Origin of the sequence: Pseudomonas guariconensis (assembly GCF_015680235.1) — a bacterium.
Classification (GTDB): domain Bacteria; phylum Pseudomonadota; class Gammaproteobacteria; order Pseudomonadales; family Pseudomonadaceae; genus Aquipseudomonas; species Aquipseudomonas guariconensis_A.
Window position 1 is genome coordinate 177,976 of record NZ_JADLJL010000003.1, and the last position, 23,285, is coordinate 201,260.

Sequence of the window (23,285 nt, forward strand, 5' to 3'; positions counted from 1 at the left end):
CAACGAGTGTTGACAGAGCCGCGATTCGAGCTAATAATGCGCGCCAAGTCGGCTACATAGCTCAGTTGGTTAGAGCATAGCATTCATAATGCTGGGGTCCGGGGTTCAAGTCCCTGTGTAGCCACCACTTTCAAAAAAGGGCTTATCGAAAGATAAGCCCTTTTTTATTGCCTCGAAAAAACCGTCAACGCACGCCCGCCACTACCACGACCAGGCCCAGCCCGATCAAGGCCACGCCGATCACCCGGTCGACCACCCCTTGCCGCTCGATCATCGCCTGGCGCAGCGCGGCGCTCGAGAAGAACACCGCCACCAGGCTGAACCAGGCCCAATGGGCAAACGACATGAACACCCCATAGGCGAAGTCCAGCGCCAGCGGGCTGCCTGGCTGCACCACCTGGGTATAGGCACTGACCACGAACAGCATGGTCTTGGGGTTCAGCGCATTGGTCAGGAAACCCGTGCGCAGGCCTTGGAGCACGCCAGCCCGAGGGCTCTGACCGATGCCATCGAGCGAGATCCGCGAGGTGTTGGTCAACGACTTGTAGCCCAGGTAGACCAGATAACCGGCCCCCACCACCTTCATGGCCAGGAACAGCACCGGGCTCTGGCTGATGATCACGGCGATGCCGAGCACGGTGTACAACACATGTACCTGCACGCCCAGGGCGATCCCCAGGGCTGCGGCCAGGCCCGCCTTGCGCCCCTGGGCATAACTGTTGCGGGTGACCATGGCGAAATCGGCGCCCGGGCTGATGACGGCCAGCACGGTGAACAGGGCGACGGCGATCAGTTCATTCACGAAAAACTCCTCGATTGGCGATGAAAATGCACAGAGCGCTGATTATCGAGGGCTTATTCGTGGGGAAAAATCGATTTATAGTGCTGCAAACCTGTTAGTTTTTTTCACCGATAGACGAAAGCCTTGCTGGCCCAACCGCGGTGCAAGCACGCTCCCCAAAGGCTACCCGGGTTCTCCCTTGTGGGAGCAGGCTTGCCCCGCGATGCGCCGGCACAGACGACACACGACCATGAAACTGCCCCCACTCACCGCCCTGCGTTATTTCGATGTCGCCGCGCGGACCGAAAGCTTCGTGCGCGCCGCCGAGCAGTTGCACGTGACCCACGGCGCTGTCAGCCGCCAGGTGCGTCTGCTGGAGGAAAGCCTGGGCCTGGAGCTGTTCGAGCGGCGCAACCGCGCTCTGTTCCTGACCCCGGCCGGTCGCAGCCTGCATGGCACCACCCAGTCGATCTTCGAACAACTCGAAGGCGCAGTGCAGCGCCTGCAAGCACAGACGCAAGGCAATGTGCTGGTGGTGTCGTGCGAGCCGACCATCGCCATGCGCTGGCTGATCCCGCGCCTGCCCCGCTTCCATGCCACCCATCCAGACCTGCAGCTGCACCTTGTGGCAGCGGGCGGGCCGCTGGACTTCAGCCGTGCCGGGGTGGACCTGGCGCTGCGGCGCGACGACTTCCACTGGGACCGCACACTGCACAGCTTGAAGATTTGCGAGGAGTGGATCGGCCCGGTCGGCCAGCGACGCCATGCTGACAGCCTCGACGGCCAGCGCCTGCTCCACAGCGCCACCCGGCCTGACGCCTGGAACACCTGGCAGCGCCTGGCCGGAGAGAAGGTACGCCACACCGAGCGCAGCGACTTCGAGCATTTCTACCTGTCGATCCAGGCCGCCAACGCGGGGCTTGGGCTGGCCATCGCGTCAGCGTTGATGGTCCGTGACGAACTGGACAGCGGGCAGCTGGTAGCACCCTTTGGCTTCCTGCGAGACGGCTCTGCCTACCACCTGCTCAGCCCCCTGCCCCTGGAGGACGGCGGCAAGCGCCAGCGCTTCGCCGAGTGGGTGATGGGCGAATGCCAGACGTGCCTCGCTCACCTGGGCCTGGTGCAGAACGACGAGCCCGAGCGGCCGTCGCCACCCCAGGTGCGATAGCCAGCCGTATCGAGGTGGATGCGCCCGGAAGGATAACGCCCCAGGCCCATGTTCCAGGCCTGGCCATGCTGCTTCCAGAACCGGCACAGCGGGTTGGGGTCGGCCCAGTCGGGCAGCAGCACGTCGACCGCGAAAGCCCGGGTATGGGCGCTGCCCACCGCACCGCCGGCACAGGCATTCAGGCGTGGGTCGCGGTAGGCCGAGACCACTTCGAACTGACGCAGGATGCCTTGTTCGTCGAGTGTCTTGAGCAACATCAAGGTGGCACGCACCTGTGGCCAATGAGTGGCCGGCGGCACGGCAAAGGGTGAGGCCCGACACAGGCGCCAGTCCGAGGCCGAGCGCAGCAGCTGATGGATCGGTACCACGCCGTAGAGACGGGCATCCACCAGCATCTGGCGAAAGGCACGGGTCGGGTGGTCGCCTGCCCATTGGGCGAACATCCAGACATCACGCTCATCGGCGTGGGCCATGCTTGCCAGGAACCCTGCCACGCATGCCAGCAGCTTCATGCCTTTCATTCTTCACTCCTGTGTAGCTACTACAGCGAGTAAAGCACGGGGCCGCTGCGCCGCCCAATCGCGGGACAAGCCCGCTCCCACAGTGGACCGGCGCTTGCCCCGCGATTGGGCGGCAGGGCAGCCGCGAAAACCTACTCCAAAGGCCGCAGGCGATACTGCGGCGGCAACTGGGCAAACCCGCTGATGGTGGTGTCCAGGCTCTTCCAGCGGCCATCCTTGATGCCATAGATGCAACCATGGATCGACAGCTCCTGGCCGCGATGCCAGGCATTCTGCACGATGCTGGTGTGGGCCACGTTGGCCACCTGCTGGATCACGTTCAGCTCGCACAGGCGGTCGACCTTGGCTTCTTCGGTATCGAGCTTGGCCAGCTCGCCGCGCTTTTCGTAGTACAGGTCGCGAATCGAACGCAGCCAGCCGTCGATCAGGCCCAGCTGGCGGTCCTGCATCGCGGCGCGCACACCACCGCAACCATAGTGGCCAGTGACCAGAATGTGCTTGACCTTGAGCACCTCCACCGCGTACTGGATCACCGACAGGCAGTTCAGGTCGGTGTGCAGCACCACATTGGCCACGTTGCGGTGCACGAACAGGTCGCCCGGCAGCATGCCGACGATCTCGTTGGCCGGCACGCGGGCATCGGAACAGCCGATCCAGAGGAATTCCGGGGTCTGCTGGCGAGCCAGCTTGGCGAAGAAGTCCGGGTCGCGCTGCTTGATCGCATCGGCCCAGCGTTCATTGTTGTCGATCAGTTCCTGCAGGTCATGCATGGTCGTTGCCTCATCAGGGTATGCCTGTGTGACTCGACCAGCCCCTGCGAGGTCACTCTTCGAACAGGGTGCAGGCCATCACCAGGGCGTCTTCGCGTCCGCCGGCGACTGGGTAGTAGTCGCGCCGGCGGCCGATTTCGTTGAATCCGTAGCGCTCGTACAGGCGGTAGGCCGACTGGTTGCTGGCACGCACCTCCAGGAAGCACTCCCGGCCGTTGAGCTGGTAGGCACGGGCCATCAGGTGCTGCAGCAGGCGCAGGCCCAGGCCGCGGCCCTGGTTCTCCGGCTTGACGGTGATATTGAGCAGGTGGGCCTCGTCGATGATCACATTGATCACGCCATGGCCGACCTGCTGCTGGCCGTCGAACATCAGCCAGACCTCATAGGACTTGAGCGCATCCTGGAAGATTCCGCGAGTCCACGGATGGCTGAACGCGGCATATTCGATTTTAAGCACGGCATCCAGATCCGCCTCGGTCATCGGGCGGAAACTGATCGAGTCACTCATTCAACGCTCTTCCAGCGCGCCATCAGCCGGCGCATCGCTTGCCAGACGTCCGCCTTGCGCTGCGGCTCGTCCATCAACAGTTCAAGGCCCGGCAAGGCCCAGGCGTCGCCAAGGCCCTCGACCTTCAGTTCTTGGTAGTAGGCCTGGTCATCGGCCTGGCCTGCGAAGCGCACGGCGGGCAGGCCGACCAGCCACAGGCAGGTGCAGGGCGCCTCTTCCAGGCGCGCTGCGATGAAGCCCTGGACGAAGTCGCGCGCCGCCTCCGGCCCCTGATCCATGCTGCCGCGCACCAGCAATGGCCAGCGCACCGGCTCGCCGATGATCTGCGGCGCGTCGGGCAAGCCGGCGGCGCGCAGCATGTCCTTGAGCAGCAGGTAGGAGGGATCACGGCTCTGGAACGGTTGCCCGGTGGCCAGCTCGACCAGCACCAGGCACCGACCTGCGCGCAGCAACTGCAGTGCGAAACGTGGCGGCGGTACCGGCGCCGGACGGGGCGCCGGGGCCTGCTCCTCGGCCTCGACCGGCTTGTTGGCGGGCTTGGGTGCGCTGCCCGGTCGGGGAATCTCGATCTTCGGGCGCTCGACGGTGCGAGCCTGGACGGCGGGGGTTTCGGCAGGCGCTGGCGCGCTCGGGCGCACCTCGACGGCAATGTCCTCGACCGGCGCCAACGGCAGCAGCAGTTCCGGGCGCGACGGTGCGGCGAACGGCAGTTCGGCGCGCGGCAGCCAGTGCACCACTTGCATGGCGGAAAGGTAGGCGCGGCGGCGGGGCTCGGTCAGCAAGGCACGGGGTCCGGGGGGGGGGTGAGGATTGGCGGGTATTCTAGCGCGTACGCCTTGGGTTTTGCAGGGGTTGTGAGACCGAGCGCCGCTCGCGATGCGCCGCGCGGGCGGCGCGCGATCTCATTACAGACCAAGGGGTGAAATCCTCCCCCCCGGATGCAGTACAATCGCCCCTTTTATTTGGCAACGAGTCGACCCGCCAATGATCGAACCCAAGCGCGTCCTGCGCGCCCTAGCCGAACACTGGGCCTTGATCGAGCCGCTGTGCGAGCGCTTCGACCAAGGCACCCTGAGCCTGGTCGAGCTGCGCCAGCAACTGGCCCGACAACAGGTGGAAAGCACGCCGCAGGACATCACCCAGCTGCTCGACGTGTGGATCCGCCTGGACATTCTGGTGCCGGTGGCCAAGAGCCCGAACCGCTTCGAGCTCAACGCCCAGATCCACGACTTCCTCGCCTACCTGCGCCGTGAGCACCGCCTGGGCCTGTGCCTGGAGATCGAGGCCTACCTGCGCCACCTGGAGCGCCTGGCCGGGCACATCCAGGACGCTTTCGACAACCGCGACAGCGACGACCTGGCGCGCCAGCTGCGTCTGCTCGACATGCGCGTGCGCGATGTCCTCAAGAAGCTCGACAACGATGAACAGGCGCTGGTCGCCGTGGCCGAACGGGCCAAGACCAGCAACCGCCAGATTCCCCTGCGCCAGCGCTACGCCGAAGTCCTGGCGACCTGGGACGAGTACGTCGAACCGATGATCCAGCTGGTCAATGCCGACGGCGCCTTCGAGCAAGGCGTGCGCAAGGTCGAGACCGTGCTGCTGCGCCTGCTGGGCGAACAGGCGCGCCTGGGTCACCTGGTCGACGACGACATGCTGCTGCGCACCCATGCGCGCATCCTCGAGATGCAGACCAGCGCCCAGCTCACCCTGCGCCATGCCCGTGAACTGCTGCTGCCGCTGCGCGAAGAAGCACGCCGGCACAACGCCGTGACCCGCGGCGCCGCCCTGGCCCTGTCGGTGATCCGCAAGAAGGGCATCGATGCGGTGCCGCAAGCGGCCATGCCGATGTTCACCCGCCCGCAGAGCACCTTCCTCGGCAGTGCCAGCCAGGTCGAGGCGTACGTCTACGCCCTGGCCCGATTCGAACCCAAGCCGGCGCGCTTCCCCAAGGCGCACAAGTCGCAGAAAGGCCCACTGCCCCGCGCCCCGCGCACGGTCAAGGAAATGCTCGAGCGCTGCGAAGACGCCCTGCCCCTGCCGGACCTGATGGTCTGGCTGCTGGAGCAAGAGCCCGAAGGCGCCACCGACGAACTGCTGTACTGGTTCTCGCGCCTGTCGCGGGAGAAGCGCTTCAGCCGCGAGCGCCTCGAACGCCAGGAATACACCACCCGCGAACACCTGGTCAGCCTGCGCTCCTTCGCCCTGACGTCCAGCCGCGAAGCCACGCCAACGACCACGTCCGACTCCAACGCGAGCCCAGCCAATGCATCTTGATCTTTCCGAACTGTCCCAGCTCGCGCCGATCTTCCGCGAGCTGTTCAAGGGCTTCCACATCAGCCGCCGCGACCCTGAGCTGTACGCCCAGCTGTCGAACTTCCAGGACCAATACCGCACCCTGTTCAAGGCCCTGGGCTTCGAGCTGGTGTGCGATACCCGCGGTTTCTACTACTTCGTGCCCGAGCAGGCCGCCGCTCAGGTCAACAAGACCGCGCAGCGCCTGTCGCTGTTCACCTTCATCCTGGTCGAGCACCTGGCCGACCAGGGCCGCGACCCGATGGCCGTGCTCGATGGCGGCAGCGTCGGCCGCGACGAGCTGCCGTCCTTGCTGGAAAAGTACCGTGACCTGTTCATCCAGGCCGAAGTGCAGACCGTCGAGGAGCTGGAAGAGAAAATCCTGCGCCGCATGACCCAGCTGGGCTTTGCCCATGAAGAAGGCGGGATCTACCGCTTCCTGCCGCCGATGCACCGTTTCCTCGACGTGTGCCTGTCGGTCCAGCAGGACCGTGACCTGGCCGCCAGCCTGCACAGCGACCTGCCGCTGCCAACGCCGGTTCTGGTCGAGGAAGAGAGCCCGGAAGCCCTCAACCGCACCGACGACCCACTCGACCTCACTCCGTTCGACGACGAGGAAAGCGAGGAAGAAGCCCTGGCCCGAGCCATCCGCGAAGAGCAACAGGAGATTGACGCATGAGCCAGGAACGCTACGGTATTCGCCGCTTCGCACTGCTCAACACCGCCGGCTACAGCCTGGGCCTGTTCCCCCTGGAACACCCGCTGTCGGTCTACGGTGCCAACAACCTGGGCAAGTCCGCCTCGATCAACGCCCTGCAGTTCCCGATCCTGGCGCGCATGTCCGACATGAGCTTCGGCAAGTACAGCCTGGAGCAGTCGCGCCGGTTCTACTTCGCCAGCGACACCAGCTACATCCTCTGCGAACTGAACCTGCCCCACGGCCCTCACGTGATCGGCGTGGTCGGGCGCGGCCCGGGCGGCGGCTTCGGCCACCAGTTCTTCGCCTACCAGGGCCAGCTGGACCTGGCGCACTACCAGAAGAACGACACCTGCCTGCGCCAGAAGGAGCTGTTCACCAACCTCGAGCAGCACGGCCTGAAAGCCTATGAGCTAAAGCCCGACGAACTGCGTCGGCTGCTGGTCGGCGGCCACACCTCGGTGCCGCTGGACCTGACCCTGATCCCGCTGCGCTCGACCAGCGAGCAGAGCCTCAAGACCTTCCGCGCACTGTTCATCAACCTGCTGCACATGCGCGAGATCACCGCGGCCAAGCTCAAGCAGCTGTTCCTCGATGCCTTCGAACACAGCCTGCGCTCGGGCAGCGTCGACTACATCGCCGCCTGCGAAGAAGCTTTCCGTGACGTACGCCGCATGGAACAGGACTACAACGCCCTGGTCGCCGCCGGCCCCCTGGTCGAGGCCCTGGCCGGCGGAGTGGCCCAGCGCGACATCCTGCGCGGCAAGCTGCACCGCATCTCACCGTTGCTCGACAACCTGCTGGGCACCTGGCAGGAATACGCCATGGCGCGCAAGGAAGAGCTGGTCATCCAGTCCGAGCACTACCGCAGCGAGCAGGACCGCCTGCAGAACGACCAGCGCGGCGGTACCCAGGAGCTGATGCGCCTGGAGCGTGAGATCACCGGCATCCAGCGCTGGCTGGGCGAGCTGTCGGTGCTCAAGCACCGCTTTGCCCTGGTCAACGACGTGAAGACCCTGGAGCAGCAATTGCTGGCCGCCAAGGACGCCCACGACGAACTGGCCGGCGCCCTGGCCCAGTCGCGGCAGTTCTCGGCCGAGGACTTGGACGAGCGCGTTCGCGACCTGGAAAAACGCCTCAAGCAGGTCAAGCAGCAACTCGACCACGCCGACAACAACAGCTACGCCCGCCTGCGCGAGGAGTTCTCACAGCAGGACGTCGACCGCCTGATGCGCCTGTTCAACGGCGCACTGTTCAGCCTGCCGCTGGGCAACCGGGGCATCGAACTGGACGACAGCGATGTCTGGGTGAAAACCCTGGAAGCCGTGCTCGACAGCTTCAAAGGCGAGCGTTTCGAGGCCCCGGGCCTGTCCATCGACCTGTCGCACATCGACCCGCCGGCGCTCCAGGCCCTGGCTGACCGCGCCGCCCTGCGCGACCAATCGGCGCGTCTGGAAAAGGAGCTCAAGCAGCTCAAGACCCAGCAGGCCGTCGCCGCCGACCGCACCGCCTCCAAGGCGCAGACCGAAGCCCTTTACCAACAGGTGCTCGATGCCCAGAAGGCCCTGGAAGACTATCGCCGCACCGAGACCCTGAGTGCCGAGGAGCCGGAGAAGCTGGAACAGCTCGCCCAGCTCGAAGCTGCCCAGGACGAACTCAAGCGCTCCAGCGACGCCTTCACCGAGCGCGTCCAGCAACTGTCGGCCAAATTGCAGCTGGTGGGCCGGCAGATCGCCGACCTGGAAGCCAAGCAGCGCACCCTGGAAGACGCCCTGCGCCGACGCCAGCTGCTGCCGGCCGATCTGCCGTTCGGCACGCCGTTCATGGAAGCGATCGACGATTCCATGGACAACCTGCTGCCGCTGCTCAACGACTATCAGGACAGCTGGCAGGCCCTGCAGCGCGTGGACAACCAGATCGAAGCGCTGTACGCCCAGGTGCGCCTCAAGGGTGTGGCCAAGTTCGACAGCGAAGACGACATGGAGCGCCGCCTGCAACTGCTGATCAACGCCTACTCGCACCGCACCGAGGAAGCCCTGACCCTGGCCAAGGCACGTCGCGCGGCGGTCACCGACATTGCCCGCACCTTGCGCAACATCCGCAGCGACTACGACAGCCTCGAGCACCAGCTGGCCTTGTTCAACCGCGAGATCAACAAGCGCCAGGTGTCCAACCTGGAAAGCTTCCGCGTGGTCCTGGCACCGAACAAGGAAGCGCTCAAGCACATCGACCAGATCATCCACAGCGCCGGCCAGTACGAGGAAGGCGAGACCCTGTCGGTGTTCGACCTGACCCAGAGCGCCGAGCAGGACCACAAGAACGAAGAGGCCAAGGAGTACCTGGCACGGCTGGTGGCGGCCAACCACAACCAGCTGGGCCTGAAGGACCTGTTCGAGCTGGCCTTCGAGATCACCAAGATCAACGGCCAGCCGGTGATCCATGCCGACATCGACGGCGCCGCCTCCAACGGCACCACCATGACCATCAAGGCGCTGACCAACATGTACTTGTTGCTGCACCTGATGGACCGCGACCTGGCCGGGCGCATTCGTCTGCCCTACTACCTCGACGAGGCAGCGGACATCGACGAACGCAACCAGGCGGCATTGCTGGAGACCAGCCAGCAGCTGGGCTTCGTGCCGATCCTGGCGAGCGTGAAGCCGCAGGTGTCGGCGCGGGTGGCGATCGACCTGGAAGGCGGCAGTGGGCCGAACGGCATCTACATCGACGAGGCAGACTGGAAGTACATCAGCCGGATCGATGAGGTGAAGGCGATCGTGCGTGAGGATCAAGCCGAAGAGATGGCCTGAGGTGATGGGGCCGCTTTGCGGCCCTTTCGCGGCACGAGGCCGCTCCTACAGGAATAAGCGTACCCCTGTAGGAGCGGCCTCGTGCCGCGAAAGGAGGCCAAAGGCCTCCCGCTCGGGCGTTATTTAGCCCAAGGCAGGATCGGAATCGCCGTCACCGCATTCTGCGGGCTGCCTTCGATCAGCCGGTCGCTGTATACCAGGTACACCAGCGTATTGCGCTTCTCGTCCAAAAAGCGCACCACCTGCATGGTCTTGAATACCAGCGAGGTGCGTTCCTTGAACACCTCCTCGCCGTCCTTCAATTCACCCTTGAAGTGGATCGGCCCCACCTGGCGACAGGCGATCGACGCCTCGGCCCGGTCCTCGGCCAAGCCCAACCCACCCTTCACCCCGCCAGTCTTGGCCCGCGACAGGTAGCAGGTCACGCCCTCGACCTTGGGGTCATCGAACGCCTCGACCACGATGCGATCATTCGGCCCGAGGAACTTGAACACGGTGGAAACCTGGCCGATCTCCTCGGCCCCGGCCAGCATCGGCAGCGCCAGCGCCGCCATGGCAATCATCCTTTTCAGCACGTTCATTCCCTCAGACCAGCACCAGGTTGTCGCGGTGCACCAGCTCCGGCTCGGCGCTGTAACCCAGCAGGCTCTCGATGGCATCGGACGGCTGGCCGATGATCTTCTGCGCCTCCAGGGCACTGTAGTTGGCCAGGCCACGGGCCACCTCAAGGCCGTCCGGGCCGACGCACACCACCATCTCGCCACGGCGGAAGCTGCCTTGCACGGTCTTCACGCCCACCGGCAACAGGCTCTTGTTGGCCTGGCGCAAGGCCTGCACGGCGCCCGCGTCGAGCACCAGGGTGCCACGGGTCTGCAGGTGGCCGGCCAGCCACTGTTTGCGAGCGGCGAGCATACCGCGCTCCGGCGACAGCAACGTCCCCAGGCGTTCACCGGCCTTGAGTCGATCGAGCACGCGCTCGATACGGCCCCCGATGATGATCGTGTGAGCACCGGAACGGGCCGCCAGGCGCGCGGCGCGCAGCTTGGTCTGCATGCCGCCGCGCCCCAGGGCGCCACCCGTCCCGCCGGCTACGGCGTCCAGGGCCGGGTCGTCGGCGCGGGCTTCGTAGATCAACTGCGCTTCGGGGTTGTTGCGCGGGTCGGCATCGAACATGCCGTCACGGTCGGTGAGGATCACCAGCAGGTCGGCTTCCACCAGGTTGGCCACCAGGGCCGCCAGGGTGTCGTTGTCGCCGAAGCGGATCTCGTCGGTGACCACGGTGTCGTTCTCGTTGATCACCGGCACCACGCCCAGGTCGACCAGGGTGCGTAGGGTGCTGCGGGCGTTGAGGTAACGCTTGCGGTCGGAGAGGTCGTCATGGGTCAGAAGGATCTGCGCGGTGTGCTTGCCATGCTCGCCGAAGCTCGACTCCCAGGCCTGCACCAGACGCATCTGGCCAAGGGCAGCGGCGGCCTGCAGCTCGTTCATCGCGCTCGGTCGCGAGGTCCAGCCCAGCTGGCTCATGCCTGCGGCCACGGCCCCGGAGGAGACCAGCACCAACTCCACGCCCGCTTCCCGCAGCGCGACCATCTGCTCGACCCAGACAGCCATGGCGCCGCGGTCGAGGCCCTTGCCATCCGCCGTCAGCAGGGCGCTGCCGATCTTCACGACCCAGCGCTTGGCGCCTGTCACCTTGCTTCGCATCTTCTCTTCCAACCTATGTCGAATCTGTAGATACCAAAACGCCGCTCATGGGAGCGGCGTGCCGTGAAAATGGTGGTGCCCTCAATCGCGGAACAAGCCCGCTCCCACAAGGATCGCATCGGACCTGTGGGAGCGGGCTTGCCCCGCGATGAATTCAACGCCCAAGCCTGATCAACGGCACACTGCTCGCAGAGCGGCGTTTAGTGTACTGCAACCGATCAGTCGCGCACGTAAATGATTTCCGGACCGTCTTCATCGTCCTCGAAATCATCCCAGTCGTCATCATCGCCGATGTCGTGCACGCTCTTGACCCCGGTGCGACGCAGGGTACGGGCATCGTCCAGCGCCTGCAGTTGGGCACGGGCCTCGTCTTCGATGCGCTGGTCGAGCTCGGCCAGTTCCTCGGCGTAAGCCGGGTCGTTGGCCAGGCGGTCGGCACGGTCTTCGAGGTAGCGCATCAGGTCGTGACTCAGCTGCTCGGTACCCTGCTTGGCGATGGCCGAGATCACGTACACCGGGCCGTCCCAGTTCAGGCGCTCGACCACTTCCTTGACGCGCTCGTCGCGCTCCTCGTCCATGATCATGTCGGCCTTGTTCAGCACCAGCCAGCGCTCACGGTCGACCAGTGCCGGGCTGAACTGGGCCAGCTCGTTGATGATCACCTCGGCGGCATCGGCCGGGCTGCTGCCGTCCAGCGGCGCCAGGTCGACCAAGTGCAGCAGCACGCGGGTACGCGCCAGGTGCTTGAGGAAGCGGATACCCAGGCCCGCCCCTTCGGAGGCGCCTTCGATCAGCCCGGGGATGTCGGCGATGACGAAGCTCTTCCAGCGGTCGACGCTGACCACGCCCAGGTTCGGCACCAGCGTGGTGAACGGGTAATCGGCGACCTTCGGCTTGGCGGCCGAGACCGAGCGGATGAAGGTGCTCTTGCCGGCATTCGGCAAGCCCAGCAAGCCGACATCGGCCAGCACCTTCAGCTCCATCTTCAGGTCGCGCTGCTCGCCTGGCTTGCCTGGCGTGGTCTGGCGCGGCGCGCGGTTGGTGCTGGACTTGAAGCGGGTGTTGCCCAGGCCGTGCCAGCCGCCCTGGGCAACCATCAGCTTCTGGCCAGGGGTGACCAGGTCACCGATCACTTCCTGGGTCGAGGCGTCGATCACGGTGGTGCCGACCGGCACGCGCAGGAACAGGTCTTCACCCTTCTTGCCGGTGCAATCGGTGCTGCCGCCGTTCTGGCCACGCTGGGCTTCGTGGTGACGGGTGTAGCGATAGTCGACCAGGGTATTGAGGTTTTCGTCGGCCACCATGTACACCGAGCCACCGTCACCACCGTCACCACCGTTGGGGCCGCCGTTCTCGATGAACTTCTCGCGGCGGAAGCTCATGCAACCATTGCCGCCATCACCGGCCTTGACCCGGATCGATACTTCGTCAACAAACTTCATAAAAACCGCCTCTCGCCTTCCGGCGAGCTGAATAACTTGAACACATGAGGCTCTTGCAAAAATGAGCGCGGCGGCCCCGTACGACCGTAGAAACCCACGCCGGCAGCCCATACAAACAGCTTTGCAAGAGGCTCACCACAAACGAAAAAGCCCCGTCGCATGACGGGGCTTCTGGAGCGACGTCGCGATTAGGCTGCGACGATGCTCACGTAACGGCGGTTGAACTCGCCTTTCTTCTCGAACTTGATCACGCCTTCGATCTTGGCGAACAAGGTGTGGTCCTTGCCCATGCCAACGCCGTAGCCAGCGTGGAATTCGGTGCCGCGCTGACGGACGATGATGTTGCCCGGCTTGATAACCTGGCCGCCATACATCTTCACGCCAAGGCGTTTCGATTCTGAGTCGCGACCGTTACGAGTACTACCACCAGCCTTCTTGTGAGCCATGGTTCAATTCTCCAAATAAATTCAGGGGACCTAGGCGATTAAGCCTGGATACCGGTGATTTTGATCTCGGTGAACCACTGGCGGTGGCCCATGCGCTTCATGTGGTGCTTACGACGACGGAACTTGATGATGCGAACCTTGTCGTGACGACCTTGCGAAACGACTTCAGCCACAACCTTGGCACCCGCGACGACTGGAGCGCCGATGGTGACGTCGTCGCCGTTGGCGACCAGCAGAACGCGATCGAAGGTCACGGATTCGCCAGTGGCGACTTCCAGTTTCTCGATCTTGAGGAATTCACCTTCAGCGACTTTGTACTGCTTGCCGCCGGTAACGATTACTGCGTAAGACATGGTATTTCTCCGATAATCCTGCTCACCCAGCGCTTTATATGATGAGTATTGGCTGGCATGGCTGCACTGGGCTGGAACGGCCCGGTGCAATTGCGTAAGGCAGGTGCTGCCCAGGAAGTTAGGGTGCGCGATTGTACGCAACCCGATAAATGCTTGCAAGTGGCGGCCCCGGGCCACGGGCAGCGCGCCTTGACACACCGGGACCCGCGACCTAGCATGCCGCGCAACCTCAATGGAGCAGCCGATGCAACCCCAATCCTTCTACCGCGCGGTAGCTGACGATTTCAGCGCCGTCGACGAGATCATCAAGAAGCAGCTGACCTCGCGCGTGCCGCTGGTATCGAAGATCGGCGACTATATCACGTCCGCTGGCGGCAAGCGCCTGCGCCCGCTGTTGGTGCTGCTGTGCGGCAAGGCCCTGGGCCGCGAAGGCGACGACCTGCGCCTGCTGGCGGCGACCATCGAGTTCCTGCACACCGCCACCCTGCTGCACGACGACGTGGTCGACATGTCCGGCATGCGCCGTGGCCGCTCCACCGCCAACGCCCTGTGGGGCAACGCGCCGAGCGTGCTGGTGGGCGACTTCCTGTATTCGCGCTCGTTCGAGATGATGGTCGAGCTCGGCTCGATGCCGGTCATGCAGATCCTCTCCAAGGCCACCCGGGTGATCGCCGAGGGCGAAGTGCTGCAACTGTCGCGGGTACGCGACGCCAGCACCACCGAAGAGGTGTACATGGACGTGATCCGCGGCAAGACCGCGATGCTGTTCGAAGCCTCGACCCACAGCGCCGCCGCGCTGGCCGGTGCCAGCGACGAACAGCGCGAGGCCCTGCGCACCTTCGGCGACCACCTGGGCGTAGCCTTCCAGCTGGTCGACGACCTGCTGGACTACAAGGGCGACTCGCAGACCCTGGGCAAGAACGTCGGCGACGACCTGGCCGAAGGCAAGCCGACCCTGCCGCTGATCTACACCATGCGCGAAGGCACCGCCGAACAGGCCGCCCTGGTGCGCCAGGCGATCCAGAAAGGTGGCCTGGAGGACTTGGAACAGATCCGCGTCGCCGTGGAAGCCTCCGGCGCCCTGGACTACACCGCCCAGCTGGCCCGCGACTACGTCAAGCGCGCCATCGAATGCCTGGAAGTGCTGCCCGCCAGCGAATACCGCGATGCACTGGTAGAGCTGAGCGAGTTTTCGGTCGCCCGTACCCACTGATTTCGCGTCGCCCCAATCGCGGGACAAGCCCGCTCCCACAGGTCCGTTGCACATAGGATCTAGTGAGAGCGAGCTTGTCCCGCGATTGCATTTGCACAGCAAGCCCCATCTACCGGGCAAAACCTTATACAATGTGGGCTTTATTTCTCCTGTCTTGAGGAAACTCCGTGAGCACTTTGCCACCTTGCCCAAAATGCAACTCCGAATACACCTATGAGGATGGCACCCAACTGATCTGCCCCGAATGCGCCCACGAGTGGTCGCCCAACGCCGAAGCCGAGGCTGCCAGCGACGACGTGGTGAAGAAGGATTCGGTCGGCAACGTCCTGCAGGACGGCGACACCGTTACCGTGATCAAGGACCTCAAGGTCAAGGGCTCATCCTTGGTGGTGAAGGTCGGCACCAAGGTCAAGAACATTCGCCTGTGCGACGGTGACCACGACATCGACTGCAAGATCGACGGCATCGGCGCCATGAAGCTGAAGTCGGAGTTCGTTCGCAAGGTCTGACGACCAGCCGCTCGGGGTTGCCGCCCAGGCAGCCCCGACAGATCCTGCAACAAGGTCCCTACCCCGCCTGGAAGAAAATAGCCAATAGGGCCTTGCTATTCTGATAATAAGAATTATTCTCATTGGAACCCGCTTTCCAAGGAGAACAGCCATGACCTATCTGATCGATGCCTGGCTCGACCGGCCCCACCCTTACCTGAGAATCCTGCACCGGGACACCGGCGAAGTGTGCGCCGTGCTCGAGGAAGACGCGCTTGACGAACTGCGCGACCAGGGCGACCTGGACTTCAATGGTTTGAATTCGAGTGAGCCTGGAGTGCTCAAGGAGGTGGTGCGCAATCTGTTCCTGTTCTGCTACGCGCGGGCGTTGCGCCCTGGGGGAACGGACTGGAATTGAAGCCTTCAGGCCCGGCCTCATCGCCGGCAAGCCGGCCCCCACAGGCTTACACCACCTTTGTGGGAGCCGGCTTGCCGGCGATTGGGCCGCAAAGCGGCCCCAACGGCATTACAGAACGTCGAGCAGCTCGACGTCGAACACCAGCACGCTGTGCGGCGGGATGCTGCCGACGCCCTGGGCACCGTAGGCCAGTTCGCTCGGTACGTACAGGCGCCACTTGCTGCCGGCGTTCATCAGCTGCAGGGCTTCGGTCCAGCCAGCGATCACACCACCGACCGGGAATTCAGCCGGCTGGCCACGCTCGTAGGAGCTGTCGAACACGGTGCCGTCGATCAGGGTGCCATGGTAGTGGGTACGCACGTTGTCTTCACGGCTTGGCTTGGCGCCTTCGCCTGCGGTCAGGACTTCGTACTGCAGGCCCGAGGCCAGAGTGGTGATGCCGTCACGCTTGCCATTCTCGACCAGGAAGGCCTTGCCGGCAGCAGCGGCAGCTTCGGCCTTGGCAGCGGCTTCGGCTTGCATCACTTCACGGATGACCTTGAAGCTGGCCGACAGGTCGGCCTCGCTGACGCGGCTGTCAGCGCCGTTGAAGGCGTCGGTCAGGCCGGCCAGGATGGCTTCCAGGCTTACGCCAGGTGGCGGGTTGTCGCGCAGCTGGCCGCCCAGCTGACGGCCAATGCCGTAGCTGACGCGCGATTCGTCGGTGGTCAGGTTGAGTTCGGACATTTCACTCTCCGCTTGAGGGCGAAGGTAATCCGCCCTACATGAAAAAGGGCGAGAAGCCTAGCACACAGCGGCGCGGTGATCAGCTATCGGAACTACCAGGCCGAACGTTGGGAAATCGGCACCTTCAGGTCTTCTTCCGGGTGAGTGCCCATCCCGCACATCTCGTCCTGGACGGACCAGTGCACCAAGTTCATGGACAACAACGGCACGGCGCTGAGCAGTTTGCGTGCGTCCTCCACCGAATGCACCCGCAGCCGTTCGCCACGAACATCGGCCAGCGGATGGGCATGCCCCTTGACCCGGGCCTCGAGCAAATAGTCGCCGCCTTCGATGGCGATGAGGTTGAGTTCATCGACATGACCGGCCCTGGCCTCGACGTTGAGCTGATGCAGGTTCATGAGAGTACCTCGCAACGGGAACCACGCATGACTGCTCATTTTTCGTACAGCCCAAGCAAAACCACAAGCCATGAACGCGACCGCCCGTCCGTTTTCCAACGGACGGGCGGCGGGTACAACCGGCAGCAGCGCTGTCAGTGCTTGGTGACTTTGTCCAGGTAACCCATGACGAAGGCCGAGATGACGAACGTCATGTGGATGATCACGTACCACATCAAGTAGTCGGTGGAGATGTTCTGGGCATCCATGAACACCCGCAACAGGTGGATGGAGGAAATCGCCACGATCGACGCAGCAACCTTCATCTTCAGCGAGGAAGAGTCCATCTTGCCCAGCCAGTTGAGCTTCTCCTTGCTGTCGTCGATGTCCAGCTGCGAGACGAAGTTCTCGTAGCCAGAGATCATCACCATGACCAGCAGGCCACCGACCAGCGACATGTCGATCAGCGAAAGGATCACCAGGATCAGGTCAGCTTCGCTCAGGGAGAAGACATTGGGCAGGACGTGGACGACTTCCTGGAAGAATTTCAGCGCCAGGGCCAACAGGCCCAGGGACAGGCCAAAGTAGATCGGAGCGAGCAGCCAGCGCGAGGCATACATCGCGTTTTCGAGGAAACGTTCCATGGGAGGTAGAGACTCGTGAGATGACGAAAAAGCGAGGCGCGAGTATAGCCATCCACGTCCCGACAGCAAAAGCCTGGCAGGGTCGAGGTGGGTTTGCGACCCAATCGCCGGCAAGCCGGCTCCCACCTGTCCTGCGCTGTTTTCAGAATAGCGACCGTGCCAACGCCCCCTCGGCCTCAGGTTTCGGGATGGAACTGGAAATCCCCGAGGTTGCGGCAACGCTCGCCGTTGATCCTGCGCAGCTGCGCCTGCAGGTGCAGGCACCAGATCTGTGGATCATCGGCAACCTGGTAGCCGTGCAGGGTCAGGCTGTCGACAATGGCATTGAGTACCGACTCCGCCACCATCGGCCCATGGAAAGGCCCTTGAGCCTTGATGGCCGAAGGCTGTTCCCCCGCCATGCCGGCGGCGAACAGCAAGGTCCACATGCCGGTATCGCCAGCCAGCGGGCGAATGCTGCATTCGATGCGGGTCACCAGGCCCAGGCACTGGCGGGTGAGGCTGAGGTTGCGCATGGCGGCGTCCCCTCTGTGAAGCCTTGTTCAGCCCGGAACCTCAAGGCTGTTTCCATCCTGAACGCTGCTGCCGTCCTTAAGTTCCAGCATAGAAGACGCGCGGAAAAAGATGGAAAACCGGCGCTAAACGGTAGCCACTGGCCGCCAGCGCCGGTTAATTGACTCAGGCCGGATTGGCCTGGGCCACCGCCTCCTCCAGGCGCTCCTTCTCGGCTTCCTTGACGTCTTCCTCGCTGATCATCTCGGCGATCACCCGCAGGCGCTCCACCACCCGAGCGTTGACGCTACCCTCGGGGAATTGGCCCTTCTCGTCCGGTGCACCGGCTTCCTCGCCTACCAGCAGGCTCAAGGCTTCATCGGCCTGGCTGACGGCGTAGACATGGAAGCGCCCGGCCTCGACGGCCTGCAGCATACGCTCGTCGAGCATCAGCGTGGCGACGTTGGCCCGAGGGATGATCACGCCCTGCTCGCCGGTCAGGCCGCGCGCTTCGCAAAGCCGGAAGAAGCCTTCGATCTTCTCGTTGACTCCACCGACCGCCTGCACTTCGCCGAACTGGTTGATCGACCCAGTAATGGCGAAGCACTGTTTGAGCGGCGTGCGCGACAGCGCCGAGATCAGCGTGCAGACCTCGCCGAGCGAGGCGCTGTCGCCATCGACGTAGCCATAGGACTGCTCCAGGGCGATGCTGGCCGAGATCGCCAGCGGGAACTCCTGGGCATAGCGGCTGCCCAGGTAACCGGTGAGGATCATCACGCCCTTGGAGTGGATCGGCTGGCCCAGGTTGACCTCGCGCTCGATGTCGACGATACCGCTGCCGCCCGGGTAGACGGTGGCGGAGATACGTGCCGGCATACCGAACGCCGAATCGCCCACCTCGAGCACGGTCAGGCCATTGCATTTGCCGATGGCCGCGCCTTCGGTGTCGATCAGGATGATCCCGGCGAGCATGTCGTCGAGCACCCGCTGGGAAACGCGCCCGGTACGGGTGGCCTTGGCCTTGAGGGCGCGCTCGATGTGCCCGGCGTCGGTCATCTCCTCATTGGCCAGCTGGCGGATGAAGTCCGCCTCGCTGACCAGCTGGAACAGGTCGCCGATACGTGCCGACAGGCGCGACTGGTTTTCCGCCAGGCGGGCGCTATAGGTGGCCAGGCGCGCCACGGCGTCGCCGGTCAAAGGCGCCATGCCTTCCTCGTTGGTGCGCGTGCGCAGCAACTGGGCGAACTGCTCGAGGTTCTCGTCGACCAGCGGCATGTCCTCGTCGAAGTCCACCAGCACCCGGAACATCTCCTGGAAGTCCGGGTCATGGTCCTGCAGGGCGTAGTAGAGCTGGCGCGAGCCGATGATCACCAGCTTGACGTTGAGCGGGATCATCTGCGGCGTGAGGGTCACCGTCGCGACCCGGCCCAGCTCGCCCAGGGGCGATTCCATCTTCAGCTTGCGCGACTGCAGGGCCCGCTTGAGGGCATCCCAGACGAACGGCTCGCCGAGCATCTTCTCCGCTTCCAGGATCAAAAAGCCGCCGTTGGCGCGGTGCAACGCGCCTGGGCGCAGCTGGCGATAGGAGGTGTAGAGCGCGCCTTGGTCGGTGCTGTATTCGATGCGTCCGAACAGGTTGTCGTAGGTCGGGTGCGGCTCGAAGACCATCGGCGCACCGCCGCTGGCGTGGTGGCCGACCACCAGGCTCGGCGCGTACTGCTCCTCGAGCATCTTGCGCGCCACGGCATCGGGCTTGCTGTCGTCGACCAGTTGCTCGACCACGGTGCGCAGCAGGTTTAGCTGCATGGACTGCAGGTAGGCGCAGACCGCGGCGTTCTCGGCGTATTTCTCCGAAAGCGGCGCCAGCAGCGGCTGCAGCGCCAAGGTGATGGTTTCCTCGTTGAGCTGGCGCAGCTGGTTGTTCGACTCACGCTTCCATTGCGGCAGGCTGGCCAGTTCCTCGTTCAGGCGCTCCTCCAGCTCGGCGATGTCCTCGTGGAAGCGCTCGCGCACCTCCTCGGGCAGTTGGGCGAATTCGGCTTCGTCCAAGGCCTTGCCGTCGCTCATGGGGGTGAAGGCGACATTGCTGGCGTCGCGGTACAGGGCCACGTCCTTTTCCAGCGAAGCCCGCTCGATCACGTCCAGGGCGCGGTCGTAGCGCTGGTTGAAGGCGCGGTCGATGGCGCCCTTCTTCTGCTGGTAGGACGGGTGTTCGAACACCGCCGGGAAGGTCGACAGCAGGTTGTCGATCAGGCCGTTCATGTCGGCGATGAATTCGCTGGCGCTGCCGGCCGGCAGTTCCAGGGCCCGGGGCTCGCGGGTTTCGTCGAAGTTGTTGACGTAGACCCAGTCAGCGGGGGTTTGCTGGCGCTTGCCCTCGGCCTTGAGGTAGCGCTTGACGAACGAGAAGCGGCCGGTGCCGGGCTCGCCCATCACATACACGTTGTAGCCAGGGCGCGGCATGGCCACGCCGAATTGCAGGGCCTCGACGGCACGTTCCTGGCCCAGGACGCCTCGGAACGGCTCCAGATCGTCAGTGGTGGCAAAGGCAAACTGTTCAGCGGAGAAACGCCGGGTCAGGGCTTCGGGCGCGAGACGCAGGCGCGAGGCGACAGGATCGGGCATTGGGTTTCCTTACTTCGGCGGGGCGGGATGACAGGCATTCTGGCGCTGCCTGCGCGCAGCTTGCAAGGCTTGCCGGGACTTTATGTCGCAGGGGCACAGGTCCGTCTACCCATGCAATTTTTCGCAATAAATAACGCAACCTTTGGATCGTGCCTAAACTCCAACCTGCGCGGGTGGGCGTATTTGCTTTCCCGACCTGGCAACCGCGTTGCCAGAACCCTGACCATTGGTACGTCTACGAAAGAGAACAAAGCTATGAAACGGATTCTTCTGGGTACTCTGTTCGCCGCTGTCTCGATCAATGCCATGGCTGAAGCGCCGGGTGGCCCGAACTGCGGCTGGGGCAACATGCTCTTCGAGGGCCAGCGTGGCACGCCGGCCCACTTCCTGGCCTCCACCACCAACGGCACCTCCGGCAACGCGACGTTCGGCATGACCTCGGGCACCAACGGCTGCTCGACCAAGGCCTCCCTGACCTATGGCGGCAAGTCGTGGTTCGCCATGAACGGCATGATGAACGAACTCTCCGAAGACATGGCCCAGGGCCAGGGCGAAGCCTTGACCACCTATGCCGTGGTCCTCGGCGTGGCACCTGAAGACCGCGCGCACTTCGCCGCTGTCACCCACCAGCACTTCAGCGAGATCTTCAGCAGCGCCGACGTCACTGCCGAAACCGTCCACAGCAACACCCTGGCTGTGCTCAAGAGCGACCCACGCCTGGCCAAGTACGCCACCGAGGCCTGAGTCCTGCCCTTCCCGCCCCGGCTTCGGGGCGGGTTCGGTCACTTCCACCTTCGGCATCATCCAGACGTAGTTGCCCGATATGCTCAAACGCCTCGCTTGCCTGGCGCTGGTCGCCAGTGCCCCGCTTCATGCCGCACCACAACTCGACCCGGCCCGTATCCGACAACTGGCCTCGACGCCCTACTGGATCGCCCTCGGCCATTACGAGACGGCCAAGCTCGGTGGCTGGCGCAGCTATGTGGACGACGCTACCTTCTTCCTCGCCGAAGACGGCGCCCACCACCCCGAGCAGGAACTGCAGGCTACGGTCCAAGCGCTGTATGCCCCTGCCAGCCTGGGTGACAAGCATGCCCAGTGCGTGTTCCCGGCGCGCACCCGCTGGCTGCGCGAGCAACTGCAGCTCACCGATTTGCCGCAACCCGATTGCCAGGAATTCGCGACCTGGTACCAGTCGATCGACCCGCACAGTGCCGTGCTGGTATTCCCGGCGGCCTACCTGAACAGCCCCTCGTCGATGTTCGGCCACACCCTGCTGCGCATCGACCAGTCGAAAACCCGCAGCGACGACACGGCGCTGCTGAGCTACGCGATCAACTTCGGCGCTTACATCGAAGGCAGCGACAACAGTATCCTCTATGCCTGGAAAGGCCTGATGGGTGGCTACCCCGGCCTGTTCGCACTGATGCCCTACCAGGAAAAGCTCTCCGAGTACCGCAGCCTGGAAAACCGCGACCTGTGGGAGTACCAGCTGGACCTCACCCCGGAGGAAACCGGGCGCATGGTCGAGCATGTGTGGGAGCTCAAGCAGATCCAGTTCGACTACTTCTTCTTCGACGAGAACTGCTCCTACCGCCTGCTGGAACTGCTGCAGGTGGCGCGCCCGAGTCTGGACCTGACCTCGCAGTTCCCGCTGACGGCCATCCCCACCGACACCGTCAAGGCAGTCAAGCAATCGGGCCTGGTGGCCAGCGTCCACTACCGGCCTTCACGCGAACGCGAGCTGCTGGCCCGCGCTGAGCCGCTGGACCATGATGAAAAACAACAGGTGCTGGCCGTCAGCGCCGATACCGACCAATTGCAGTCACCGGCCTTCACCGCCCTGCCCCGTGAACGCCAGGCCCTGGTACAGGACGCGGCCTACCGGCTGGAACGCTACCGCGCCAACGGCCAGCAACGCGACCCGGCCCAGGCCAGGCGCAGCTTCGAATTGTTGCGGGCGATCAACCGCAACCCACCGCCGCCCCTGGAGATCGAGCGCCCAGGCCTGCCCGAGGACGGCCACCAGTCGCGCACCTGGCAACTGGGTGTCGGCACCCGAGAAGACCGCGCCTACGCCGAATATGGCCTGCGCATGGCCTACCACGACCTCAACGACAACGCCTATGGCTTCCCCCTGGGCGCGCAGATCGAGATTCTCCAGCTCAAGCTGCGCCAGTACGAAGGCAACGACTGGCAGGTGCAGCGCCTGGACTTGGCGACCATCCGCTCCCTAACCCCGCGCAATGACTTGCTACAACCCTGGTCGTGGCAAGTGGCAGGCGGGCTGGAGCGGGTTCCGGGCAAGCATGACGACGAGGTGCTGGTCAGCCACGTCAACGGCGGGGCCGGTGGCACCTGGCAACTGGCCGACGGCCTGCTGGGCTTTGCCCTGGGCACGCTGCGGGTCGAGCATCACAACGATTTCGCTCAGTTCATCGCTCCGGCCGCCGGCTTCAACGGTGGCCTGCTGTGGCGCAACGGGCTGGGCAACCTGACCTTGGAAGCCAAGGGGGATTACTTCGCCAATGGCGAGGTGCGCCGCAGCCTGAGCCTCAACCAGCAATGGGAGATCAGCCAGAACCTGGGGCTGCGCCTGAGCGCCAGCCGCGAGTTCAGCCACCTGGCCACGGCCCAGAACGAAGTGATGCTCGAATTGAAGTGGTACCACTACTGATATAGGCCCGCGTCTGTAGGAGCGGCCTTGTGCCGCGAAAGGGGCCGCATCAAGCGGTGATATACAACCTCTGGGGCCGCTTGGCGGCCCTTTCGCGGCGCAAGGCCGCTCAGAAAGAGACGACATCGAGCCT

Annotated in this window: 24 protein-coding genes and 1 tRNA gene; 10 read left to right on the top strand and 15 right to left on the bottom strand. The window is 64.3% G+C overall.

The genetic code is table 11. The features are described 5' to 3' along the window. Positions 1-50 precede the first annotated feature (50 nt). Positions 51-127 (top strand) — tRNA-Met (locus IRZ56_RS04125). A gap of 57 nt (positions 128-184) precedes the next feature. Here IRZ56_RS04125 and IRZ56_RS04130 read toward each other — a convergent pair. Beyond that, positions 185-802, bottom strand: a complete 618-nt coding sequence (locus IRZ56_RS04130; RefSeq protein WP_196143756.1) for a LysE family translocator — start codon at positions 800-802, stop codon at positions 185-187. A gap of 229 nt (positions 803-1,031) precedes the next feature. Between IRZ56_RS04130 and IRZ56_RS04135 the strand changes: the two genes are divergently transcribed. Then, the gene (locus IRZ56_RS04135; RefSeq protein ID WP_196143757.1) at positions 1,032-1,949 is read left to right on the top strand and encodes a LysR substrate-binding domain-containing protein; all 918 of its coding nucleotides are present in this window, start codon (positions 1,032-1,034) and stop codon (positions 1,947-1,949) included. On the opposite strand, the gene IRZ56_RS04140 is transcribed toward IRZ56_RS04135, so the two are convergent. The 4 genes from IRZ56_RS04140 to IRZ56_RS04155 form a co-directional block, all read right to left on the bottom strand. After that, positions 1,889-2,461, bottom strand: coding sequence for a D-Ala-D-Ala carboxypeptidase family metallohydrolase (locus IRZ56_RS04140; protein ID WP_196143819.1), 573 nt, complete (start codon positions 2,459-2,461; stop codon positions 1,889-1,891). The genes IRZ56_RS04135 and IRZ56_RS04140 overlap by 61 nt on opposite strands. A 140-nt stretch (positions 2,462-2,601) precedes the next feature. Next, a complete protein-coding gene (can, locus tag IRZ56_RS04145; RefSeq protein WP_084858612.1) occupies positions 2,602-3,240 on the bottom strand; it encodes a carbonate dehydratase in 639 nt (212 codons plus the stop codon). A gap of 52 nt (positions 3,241-3,292) precedes the next feature. After that, positions 3,293-3,748, bottom strand: a complete 456-nt coding sequence (rimI, locus tag IRZ56_RS04150) for a ribosomal protein S18-alanine N-acetyltransferase (protein ID WP_196143758.1) — start codon at positions 3,746-3,748, stop codon at positions 3,293-3,295. Next, a complete protein-coding gene (locus tag IRZ56_RS04155; RefSeq protein ID WP_196143759.1) occupies positions 3,745-4,530 on the bottom strand; it encodes an energy transducer TonB in 786 nt (261 codons plus the stop codon). The genes rimI and IRZ56_RS04155 overlap by 4 nt, the downstream gene beginning before the upstream one ends. A gap of 202 nt (positions 4,531-4,732) precedes the next feature. Between IRZ56_RS04155 and mksB the strand changes: the two genes are divergently transcribed. From mksB to mksF, 3 genes are read left to right on the top strand one after another with little or no spacing between them, the layout of a single operon-like run. Then, positions 4,733-6,022, top strand: coding sequence for an Mks condensin complex protein MksB (gene mksB, locus IRZ56_RS04160; protein WP_196143760.1), 1,290 nt, complete (start codon positions 4,733-4,735; stop codon positions 6,020-6,022). Next, a complete protein-coding gene (gene mksE, locus IRZ56_RS04165; protein ID WP_196143761.1) occupies positions 6,012-6,719 on the top strand; it encodes an Mks condensin complex protein MksE in 708 nt (235 codons plus the stop codon). Before mksB ends, mksE begins: the two co-directional genes overlap by 11 nt. Next, positions 6,716-9,547, top strand: coding sequence for an Mks condensin complex protein MksF (gene mksF / locus IRZ56_RS04170; RefSeq protein WP_196143762.1), 2,832 nt, complete (start codon positions 6,716-6,718; stop codon positions 9,545-9,547). Before mksE ends, mksF begins: the two co-directional genes overlap by 4 nt. A 119-nt stretch (positions 9,548-9,666) precedes the next feature. Here mksF and IRZ56_RS04175 read toward each other — a convergent pair whose 3' ends face one another. The 5 genes from IRZ56_RS04175 to rplU form a co-directional block, all read right to left on the bottom strand. Continuing rightward, a complete protein-coding gene (locus tag IRZ56_RS04175) occupies positions 9,667-10,128 on the bottom strand; it encodes a CreA family protein (protein ID WP_196143763.1) in 462 nt (153 codons plus the stop codon). A 4-nt stretch (positions 10,129-10,132) separates the two neighbouring features. Continuing rightward, positions 10,133-11,251, bottom strand: coding sequence for a glutamate 5-kinase (gene proB / locus IRZ56_RS04180; protein WP_196143764.1), 1,119 nt, complete (start codon positions 11,249-11,251; stop codon positions 10,133-10,135). A 218-nt stretch (positions 11,252-11,469) separates the two neighbouring features. Then, positions 11,470-12,693 carry an Obg family GTPase CgtA gene (gene cgtA, locus IRZ56_RS04185; RefSeq protein ID WP_196143765.1) on the bottom strand — a complete coding sequence of 408 codons (1,224 nt, stop codon included), beginning with the start codon at positions 12,691-12,693 and terminating at the stop codon, positions 11,470-11,472. Positions 12,694-12,881: 188 nt separating this feature from the next. Continuing rightward, positions 12,882-13,139: a 50S ribosomal protein L27 gene (gene rpmA / locus IRZ56_RS04190; protein ID WP_070092741.1), complete on the bottom strand. Its 258-nt coding sequence runs from the start codon at positions 13,137-13,139 to the stop codon at positions 12,882-12,884. A 38-nt stretch (positions 13,140-13,177) separates the two neighbouring features. Beyond that, positions 13,178-13,492, bottom strand: coding sequence for a 50S ribosomal protein L21 (rplU, locus tag IRZ56_RS04195; RefSeq protein WP_011532169.1), 315 nt, complete (start codon positions 13,490-13,492; stop codon positions 13,178-13,180). A gap of 244 nt (positions 13,493-13,736) precedes the next feature. Here rplU and IRZ56_RS04200 point away from each other — a divergent pair, with 244 nt between their 5' ends. From IRZ56_RS04200 to IRZ56_RS04210, 3 genes are all read left to right on the top strand, one after another. After that, the gene (locus tag IRZ56_RS04200) at positions 13,737-14,705 is read left to right on the top strand and encodes a polyprenyl synthetase family protein (protein WP_084858621.1); all 969 of its coding nucleotides are present in this window, start codon (positions 13,737-13,739) and stop codon (positions 14,703-14,705) included. A gap of 167 nt (positions 14,706-14,872) precedes the next feature. Further along, the gene (locus IRZ56_RS04205) at positions 14,873-15,214 is read left to right on the top strand and encodes a zinc ribbon domain-containing protein YjdM (protein WP_196143766.1); all 342 of its coding nucleotides are present in this window, start codon (positions 14,873-14,875) and stop codon (positions 15,212-15,214) included. Between the two features lie 151 nt (positions 15,215-15,365). Further along, complete coding sequence (locus tag IRZ56_RS04210) at positions 15,366-15,611, top strand: hypothetical protein (RefSeq protein ID WP_196143767.1); 246 nt, start codon at positions 15,366-15,368, stop codon at positions 15,609-15,611. 108 nt (positions 15,612-15,719) lie between these two features. On the opposite strand, the gene IRZ56_RS04215 is transcribed toward IRZ56_RS04210, so the two are convergent. The 5 genes from IRZ56_RS04215 to IRZ56_RS04235 form a co-directional block, all read right to left on the bottom strand. Further along, complete coding sequence (locus IRZ56_RS04215; RefSeq protein WP_196143768.1) at positions 15,720-16,337, bottom strand: FKBP-type peptidyl-prolyl cis-trans isomerase; 618 nt, start codon at positions 16,335-16,337, stop codon at positions 15,720-15,722. Positions 16,338-16,429: 92 nt separating this feature from the next. Next, positions 16,430-16,735: a DUF6482 family protein gene (locus tag IRZ56_RS04220; protein ID WP_196143769.1), complete on the bottom strand. Its 306-nt coding sequence runs from the start codon at positions 16,733-16,735 to the stop codon at positions 16,430-16,432. 134 nt (positions 16,736-16,869) lie between these two features. After that, positions 16,870-17,358 carry a TIGR00645 family protein gene (locus tag IRZ56_RS04225; RefSeq protein ID WP_084858626.1) on the bottom strand — a complete coding sequence of 163 codons (489 nt, stop codon included), beginning with the start codon at positions 17,356-17,358 and terminating at the stop codon, positions 16,870-16,872. 176 nt (positions 17,359-17,534) lie between these two features. Then, a complete protein-coding gene (locus IRZ56_RS04230; RefSeq protein ID WP_084858627.1) occupies positions 17,535-17,873 on the bottom strand; it encodes a hypothetical protein in 339 nt (112 codons plus the stop codon). Positions 17,874-18,036: 163 nt separating this feature from the next. Then, positions 18,037-20,475 carry a Lon protease family protein gene (locus IRZ56_RS04235; RefSeq protein ID WP_196143770.1) on the bottom strand — a complete coding sequence of 813 codons (2,439 nt, stop codon included), beginning with the start codon at positions 20,473-20,475 and terminating at the stop codon, positions 18,037-18,039. 255 nt (positions 20,476-20,730) lie between these two features. On the opposite strand from IRZ56_RS04235, the gene IRZ56_RS04240 reads away from it, so the two are divergent. Together IRZ56_RS04240 and IRZ56_RS04245 are read left to right on the top strand one after the other, a co-directional pair. Next, on the top strand, positions 20,731-21,219 hold the full coding sequence (locus IRZ56_RS04240; protein WP_084858629.1) for a DUF3015 domain-containing protein: 489 nt from the start codon (positions 20,731-20,733) through the stop codon (positions 21,217-21,219). Between the two features lie 79 nt (positions 21,220-21,298). Next, positions 21,299-23,152, top strand: a complete 1,854-nt coding sequence (locus IRZ56_RS04245) for a DUF4105 domain-containing protein (RefSeq protein WP_196143771.1) — start codon at positions 21,299-21,301, stop codon at positions 23,150-23,152. Positions 23,153-23,285: the final 133 nt, after the last annotated feature.

Bases quoted from the DNA above. Each gene is read 5' to 3' on its own strand.
- IRZ56_RS04230 (WP_084858627.1), bottom strand. From the start codon at position 17,873: ATGCGCAACCTCAGCCTCACCCGCCAGTGCCTGGGCCTGGTGACCCGC.
- can (WP_084858612.1), bottom strand. From the start codon at position 3,240: ATGCATGACCTGCAGGAACTGATCGACAACAATGAACGCTGGGCCGAT.
- rplU (WP_011532169.1), bottom strand. From the start codon at position 13,492: ATGTCTTACGCAGTAATCGTTACCGGCGGCAAGCAGTACAAAGTCGCT.
- IRZ56_RS04245 (WP_196143771.1), top strand. From the start codon at position 21,299: ATGCTCAAACGCCTCGCTTGCCTGGCGCTGGTCGCCAGTGCCCCGCTT.
- cgtA (WP_196143765.1), bottom strand. From the start codon at position 12,693: ATGAAGTTTGTTGACGAAGTATCGATCCGGGTCAAGGCCGGTGATGGC.
- proB (WP_196143764.1), bottom strand. From the start codon at position 11,251: ATGCGAAGCAAGGTGACAGGCGCCAAGCGCTGGGTCGTGAAGATCGGC.
- IRZ56_RS04140 (WP_196143819.1), bottom strand. From the start codon at position 2,461: ATGAAGCTGCTGGCATGCGTGGCAGGGTTCCTGGCAAGCATGGCCCAC.
- IRZ56_RS04200 (WP_084858621.1), top strand. From the start codon at position 13,737: ATGCAACCCCAATCCTTCTACCGCGCGGTAGCTGACGATTTCAGCGCC.
- IRZ56_RS04135 (WP_196143757.1), top strand. From the start codon at position 1,032: ATGAAACTGCCCCCACTCACCGCCCTGCGTTATTTCGATGTCGCCGCG.
- mksE (WP_196143761.1), top strand. From the start codon at position 6,012: ATGCATCTTGATCTTTCCGAACTGTCCCAGCTCGCGCCGATCTTCCGC.
- IRZ56_RS04175 (WP_196143763.1), bottom strand. From the start codon at position 10,128: ATGAACGTGCTGAAAAGGATGATTGCCATGGCGGCGCTGGCGCTGCCG.
- IRZ56_RS04235 (WP_196143770.1), bottom strand. From the start codon at position 20,475: ATGCCCGATCCTGTCGCCTCGCGCCTGCGTCTCGCGCCCGAAGCCCTG.
- rpmA (WP_070092741.1), bottom strand. From the start codon at position 13,139: ATGGCTCACAAGAAGGCTGGTGGTAGTACTCGTAACGGTCGCGACTCA.
- IRZ56_RS04240 (WP_084858629.1), top strand. From the start codon at position 20,731: ATGAAACGGATTCTTCTGGGTACTCTGTTCGCCGCTGTCTCGATCAAT.
- IRZ56_RS04215 (WP_196143768.1), bottom strand. From the start codon at position 16,337: ATGTCCGAACTCAACCTGACCACCGACGAATCGCGCGTCAGCTACGGC.
- rimI (WP_196143758.1), bottom strand. From the start codon at position 3,748: ATGAGTGACTCGATCAGTTTCCGCCCGATGACCGAGGCGGATCTGGAT.
- IRZ56_RS04210 (WP_196143767.1), top strand. From the start codon at position 15,366: ATGACCTATCTGATCGATGCCTGGCTCGACCGGCCCCACCCTTACCTG.
- mksB (WP_196143760.1), top strand. From the start codon at position 4,733: ATGATCGAACCCAAGCGCGTCCTGCGCGCCCTAGCCGAACACTGGGCC.
- IRZ56_RS04220 (WP_196143769.1), bottom strand. From the start codon at position 16,735: ATGAACCTGCATCAGCTCAACGTCGAGGCCAGGGCCGGTCATGTCGAT.
- IRZ56_RS04225 (WP_084858626.1), bottom strand. From the start codon at position 17,358: ATGGAACGTTTCCTCGAAAACGCGATGTATGCCTCGCGCTGGCTGCTC.
- mksF (WP_196143762.1), top strand. From the start codon at position 6,716: ATGAGCCAGGAACGCTACGGTATTCGCCGCTTCGCACTGCTCAACACC.